This window comes from Candidatus Clostridium helianthi, assembly GCF_045310795.1.
In the GTDB taxonomy this organism is placed as follows: domain Bacteria; phylum Bacillota; class Clostridia; order Clostridiales; family Clostridiaceae; genus Clostridium; species Clostridium helianthi.
Genome location: NZ_JBJIAB010000006.1, coordinates 198,833 through 204,901, shown reverse-complemented (window position 1 = coordinate 204,901; position 6,069 = coordinate 198,833). Strand labels below are relative to the sequence as shown.

Below are 6,069 nucleotides of genomic sequence, written 5' to 3'. Positions count from 1 at the left end.
TCGATAGCTCAGTCGGTAGAGCAGAGGACTGAAAATCCTCGTGTCACTGGTTCGATTCCAGTTCGAGCCACCATAATGGCGCTATAGCCAAGTGGTAAGGCAGAGGTCTGCAAAACCTTTATTCCCCAGTTCAAATCTGGGTGGCGCCTCCAATTTATTTAAGATAGCTTATGTATTAACTAAATGGTTGATACATGAGCTATTTTTTATTGTTTAGGAAAGTATAGAATTTTTTGATTTTGAAAGTGAGTGATATCAATGGTTATAAGGATATTGGCCTGTAAAAAATGGTATCAAGAAAGAGCGTGGCGCAGCCACTTTTGTTCTGTATATAATAAGTTTTATGGAAATCTATAACTTAAAATTAAATTAGTTATATAGAAATACTATAGTTAGTGAGCTACTAATAGAGTGAATTAATGAATCATATATCACATGGCATGTGTTGCGGTGATTGAGTTTTTATATTTAATAGGATTGCATTGGGTAAATTCATTTATTATAATCACAAATGTCAGCCATTATTATAACCATATATTAAATAAATTTTTAAATTACTTTTTAAATTACTTTTTAAAGTTTATTGAAAAAGGTTTCAAAGAGTGTTATACTAAATTTAAGGAAAATAAATATTGGGTACCTATTTTTCTAAAAGCTAATAGACATGCATGCATCATTAGATTATTAATAGAAGGTATATTTATTGATATGATAAATATGAATAAAAACTAGTACAGCATTATTTAGAGAATGTAAGAGAAAATTAGCATTGCTAGTTATTCTTACCGAAATTTCATGGAAGTCAAATTATAAATATACTGGGCAATTAATGTATCTTTTGTAAACGATAAAAATAGTCTTCCGAACGAAGAAATTTTAGGAATATTATAAACGCACTAGGAATATACGAATTTAAATCAAATGAAATAAAAAATGGGAGATGATTTTAATGAAAATAAAAATTAGTAACTCTGTAATATATATTTTCGCTGCACTTAGTGGGCTTTTGTTTGGTTATGATACTGGAGTTATTTCAGGAGCTATTTTATTTATTCAAGAACAAATGCACCTTGATTCATGGCAGCAAGGATGGGTTGTAAGTTCTGTATTATTAGGAGCTATTCTTGGGGCTGCAATCATTGGTCCTATGTCTGATAAATATGGCCGTATAAAGCTAATTCTTACATCGGCTGTTATCTTCTTTGTCGGCGCACTTGGATCAGCATTTGCTCCAGAAATTTGGTCATTAATTATATTTAGAATCATTCTTGGTGTCGCAGTTGGTGCGTCTTCAGCTCTAATTCCAACTTATTTAGCTGAATTATCACCATCTGAAAAACGTGGAACCATATCAAGTTTGTTTCAGCTAATGGTTATGAGCGGAATTCTATTGGCTTATATTACAAATTATGCATTTTCAGATTTATATACTGGTTGGCGAGTGATGTTAGGGTTCGCAGCTATTCCAGCAGCAGTTCTTTTAATAGGCGCACTTGTGTTACCAGAAAGTCCTAGATTTTTAGTAAAAGATGGACGAGTAGACGAAGCAAGAAGTATACTAGAACATATGAATAAACATGATAAAAGCGCTGTTAATTATGAATTAGCTCAAATAAAAAAACAAGCTGAGATTAAAAGTGGTGGAGTTAAAGAACTATTTAGCGAATTTGTACGCCCTGCATTAATCATAGGCTTTGGTCTAGCTATTTTTCAACAAATTATGGGATGCAATACAGTTCTTTATTATGCACCAACTATATTTACAGATGTCGGATTTGGTGTACAAGCAGCTTTACTTGCCCATATTGGAATTGGAGTCTTTAATATAATAATTACTGCTATAGCTGTAGCCATTATGGATAAGATTGACCGTAAAAAAATGCTTATTTATGGAGCTATTGGAATGGGAGTTTCGCTAATGATTATGAGCATCTCAATGAAATTTTCTAATGGTTCATCTGTTGCTTCGATTATATGTGTTATCGCATTAACTATCTACATTGCTTTTTTCTCAGCTACTTGGGGACCTGTAATGTGGGTTATGGTAGGAGAAGTATTTCCACTAAATATTCGTGGATTAGGTAATTCATTTAGTAGTGTAATTAATTGGAGTGCTAATATGATGGTATCATTGACATTTCCAGCATTATTGAATTACTTTGGTACAGGTAGTTTATTTATAGGTTATGGTATAATCTGTTTTGCGGCAATTTGGTTTGTTCAATTTAAAGTATTTGAAACTCGTAATCGTTCACTTGAAGATATAGAAGCTGAACTTAGATCATATAAAGGAGTAGAAAAACTCCAAAAGGATATCTGCACACAAGATGCTACAACTAAGGCTTAGGTGATAAGAGTAGTTATAAGATGCTATAAAAAAGATATGTTAATTAAACATATCTTTTTTATATAATATAAAGGCAACAAGTCCGCAAATGCCAACAGTTACGCCCATAACGATAGAGAATGCATGTGGATTATCTGCAGATAATGGTAATGCTATATTCATACCAAATATTCCACCTATTATGGTCGGTATTGCCATAAGAATTGTAACTGATGCAAGTACTTTCATAACAATATTTAAATTATTAGATATTACAGAAGCAAAAAAATCCATTGTACTAGCTAATATATTACTATAGATTTCAGTCATTTCTATAGCTTGTTTATTTTCTATAATTACATCTTCTAAAACATCTTTATCTTCTTCATATTTTTGCATAAGCTCTAATTTCAGCATTTTCTCTAAAGTAATTTCATTAGCCTTTAGTGAAGTTGAAAAATAAACAAGTGATTTTTCCAGAGAATGTAATTGTATAAGCTCTCTATTTTTCATAGATTTATGAAGCCTTTTTTCAATCATTAAACTTTTTTTATCTATTTGACGCAAATAAAGTAAATAGTATGTTGATATTCTATTTAGTATTTGTAATGTAAATCTTGATTTTTTAAATGTATAAAAAGATTTAATTTTGTTATTAGCAAAATCCGTTAGGATTTTACTGTTTTTTAAGCATACAGTTATCAATTGTTTATTAGTATGTATTATTGATAATGGGTATGTATCATAAGTAAGAGAGTTATCTTCCATTTCGGTAAACGGTATATCCACTATTATTAATAATGAATCCTCTTCAATATCAATACGTGAGGTTTCTTCATCATCTAGGGCTGCTTTTAAGAATTCCAAAGGGACACCTGTTTTCTTTGATATTAATATTAGTTCTTCAGCAGATGGCGCAATAAGATTTATCCAAGCACCATTTTCTATCGTATCTATTAATTTTAGGGAAGGATCAAATTCACTTTCGCTTTTATAGATTTGAATCAATTTATAACACCTCCTAAGCAGTACAACTAATATTATACTATTATAAGATGGTTTGTAAACACATAGCATTTCTTGTAATATACTATTATTTTATTATTCTGTAAGTTTAATGTGAAAATACATCAAAGGATTTTACGTTTGATTTTTTATTATGCCAGAATCTATGAAGTGAAATATGGTACCTTAAAATATAAATCGATATAATATATGGAGTTTATTATTATCAAAAGCATATATTATATTATTTTTAAGATACCATATCTTAAATTTTTTTTATTAGCAATTTCTATTATTAAAGAATTCAGATTTAACTTCAGAGAGTAAAGTTTCGTTTTGTATTAAGTCAATAGCAGTTAATGCAAGGGCTGTAGCTGCTATATTGCATTGTTTTAAAGCAAACTCAGATGTAGTTGCTTTTGCGAAATCTAGGCTTCCATATTTAATATTTTCATCATCTATTATAGATATATATGGATGTATGCAAGGAACCTTATGACTTACATCTCCAATGCTTAATCCAGCATATATATCTTTTGGTGGATTAATATTTATTATTCCACTTTCTTTAAGGTTATGACTAAATAGCCTATTTAGCGTTCTATTGGTTATTAACTCCTTATTAGGAGACTCATATAAGAAAAATTTATTAGGAATATCTATTAATGCTGTCACATTATTTGCGATTTTTCTTATTTTATCATAAGCTTCGTTAGCAGTTTTTGTGTTAGATGCACGAATGCAAAATTTAATTTCAGAATCTGCTGGTAATAGCAATGTTGTATACCCACCATTAGATATAACCGAATTTATTTCTAAATTATCTGGAAATCCTTTTTTTATAGAGTTTAAAATATTAAGAGTTAGTAAAACGGCATCTAACGATGTATAAGAATTCTGATTTAAAAAACTCAACTTGCTTTCGCTTTCAAACTTAAGTCCTAATGGGATAATTGCTGATGAAGAGCCACTTTCACATGTACATGTGTCAGGGTGAGCTACCATTACAACATCTATGTCATCAAATAGTCCTTGTTTTACCATTGTCCCTTTAGTCCCGCCAAAGTATTCACCGGGGCAACCTACCAGTATTACAGAACCTCCGATGTCATCTATAACACTTCCTAAAGCTAATGTAGCGGATACTGACATTGCAGTAACCATATTATGCCCGGTAATATGACCGTCATTTTCGATAGCGTCATATTCACATAGATAACATATTTTAGGATGACCTTGGCCTTTCTTTGCTATAAATGAATTGTTAATGTTTAAAAAATTTCTATCAACTTCAAATTTGTATTTATTTAATAAATTGCATATGCAATTAGATGCGTTAACTTCATTATAACTTTTTTCTGGATTCTCATATAAATAGGTACAGAGATTTTTAATATCGTCAGCACAAGTAGATAGAAATGAAATAATTTTGTTTTTCATAAGCGCAATTTCTTACTTAAAACTTGCAAAATAAATTACTAGATCTTGTATATAGTACAGGTTTTGCTTTGTTTTACAGTAAGTTCTCCTTTCATATTAATGTTTTTATTGTTAACATGATAATAGCGGTATTAAATATAAGCTTAATATAGCTATCACTTTAAATATTATGAGCAAATTATTATTTGAAAATTTAATAATATAAGCTATTTTTGCAAGCTATATTTACATTATGTAATTTGTATTAAATTCAGTAGTAATTGTGTAAATATATAATTCTCTTTATTAGTATTACCAGAAATTTAAAAAATATCTATATAGAAGTTATTAACATCCATAGGGTGTATAAAGTCTACATAATTGGTAATAATTTTATAAGAATCATAAAATTAAGGGGGAATTACTGATGGAGAATACAAATAAATCATGTTTTTTATGTGGAGCAAGTGATTGCGATGGTATAATATTAAATGGAGAAAAGATTTGTAAAGCATGTGAAGAGAAAATTGTTAATACAAATGTAGAGGATCCAGATTATGATTATTATAAGGATAATGTTAGGATAATCTTATTTAGCGAACATGCTTAGAAATTAAATTCTTACATTTAAACGCTAATATATAGAGGGGTACTTTAAGATGAAAAAAGGTTTATTTATAGTTTTTGAAGGTGGCGAGGGAACCGGAAAAACAACGGCGATTGATGCAATATATGATTGGATTACAGAAAATAATTTTGAATGTATAAAGACGAGAGAGCCAGGCGGAATTAAAATATCAGAGCAAATAAGACAAGTTATTTTAAGCAAAGATAACAAGGAGATGGATGCTAAAACAGAAGCACTATTATATGCAGCTGCGAGAAGACAACACCTTGTAGAAAAAGTGATACCAGCATTGAATCAAGGTGTAATAGTTCTTTGTGATAGGTTTATAGATTCTTCTTTGGCATATCAGGGTTATGCGAGAAATTTAGGAATGGAAGAAGTTTTAAGCATAAATAAATTTGCTATTGGTGAGTACATGCCGGATATATCAGTGCTATTTGATCTTGATCCTAAAATAGGATTGGCTAGAATAGCTAATAATGATTGCAGAGAAGTAAATAGATTAGATATAGAAAAGTTAGAGTTTCATGAAAGAGTTAGAGAAGGATATGATATTGTTTATAAAAATAATAATCATAGAATTGTTAAGATAGATGCAAATAATACGAAAGAAAATGTAATTAATCAAATAAAAAATATACTAAGGCCTAAAATATGGACAAATATAAACTAAGTAATAAAAAGCCACCTA

At 29.6% G+C, this 6,069-nt stretch carries 5 protein-coding genes and 1 tRNA gene; 4 read left to right on the top strand and 2 right to left on the bottom strand.

What is annotated here, in order from left to right; all coding sequences use genetic code 11:
* Positions 1–77: 77 nt before the first annotated feature.
* Both ACJDTP_RS07425 and ACJDTP_RS07420 read left to right on the top strand, forming a co-directional pair.
* Positions 78–152, top strand: a tRNA-Cys gene (locus ACJDTP_RS07425).
* Positions 153–949: 797 nt separating this feature from the next.
* The gene (locus ACJDTP_RS07420) at positions 950–2,347 is read left to right on the top strand and encodes a sugar porter family MFS transporter (protein WP_077844659.1); all 1,398 of its coding nucleotides are present in this window, start codon (positions 950–952) and stop codon (positions 2,345–2,347) included.
* A gap of 39 nt (positions 2,348–2,386) precedes the next feature.
* Here ACJDTP_RS07420 and ACJDTP_RS07415 read toward each other — a convergent pair whose 3' ends face one another.
* Together ACJDTP_RS07415 and ACJDTP_RS07410 are read right to left on the bottom strand one after the other, a co-directional pair.
* Positions 2,387–3,334, bottom strand: coding sequence for a magnesium transporter CorA family protein (locus tag ACJDTP_RS07415; protein WP_011967474.1), 948 nt, complete (start codon positions 3,332–3,334; stop codon positions 2,387–2,389).
* A 276-nt stretch (positions 3,335–3,610) separates the two neighbouring features.
* The gene (locus ACJDTP_RS07410) at positions 3,611–4,771 is read right to left on the bottom strand and encodes a zinc-binding metallopeptidase family protein (RefSeq protein WP_078116877.1); all 1,161 of its coding nucleotides are present in this window, start codon (positions 4,769–4,771) and stop codon (positions 3,611–3,613) included.
* Between the two features lie 406 nt (positions 4,772–5,177).
* Between ACJDTP_RS07410 and ACJDTP_RS07405 the strand changes: the two genes are divergently transcribed.
* Both ACJDTP_RS07405 and tmk read left to right on the top strand, forming a co-directional pair.
* Positions 5,178–5,360 carry a sigma factor G inhibitor Gin gene (locus tag ACJDTP_RS07405; protein ID WP_077844661.1) on the top strand — a complete coding sequence of 61 codons (183 nt, stop codon included), beginning with the start codon at positions 5,178–5,180 and terminating at the stop codon, positions 5,358–5,360.
* Between the two features lie 49 nt (positions 5,361–5,409).
* On the top strand, positions 5,410–6,051 hold the full coding sequence (tmk, locus tag ACJDTP_RS07400; RefSeq protein ID WP_077844662.1) for a dTMP kinase: 642 nt from the start codon (positions 5,410–5,412) through the stop codon (positions 6,049–6,051).
* The last annotated feature ends 18 nt before the right edge of the window (positions 6,052–6,069 follow it).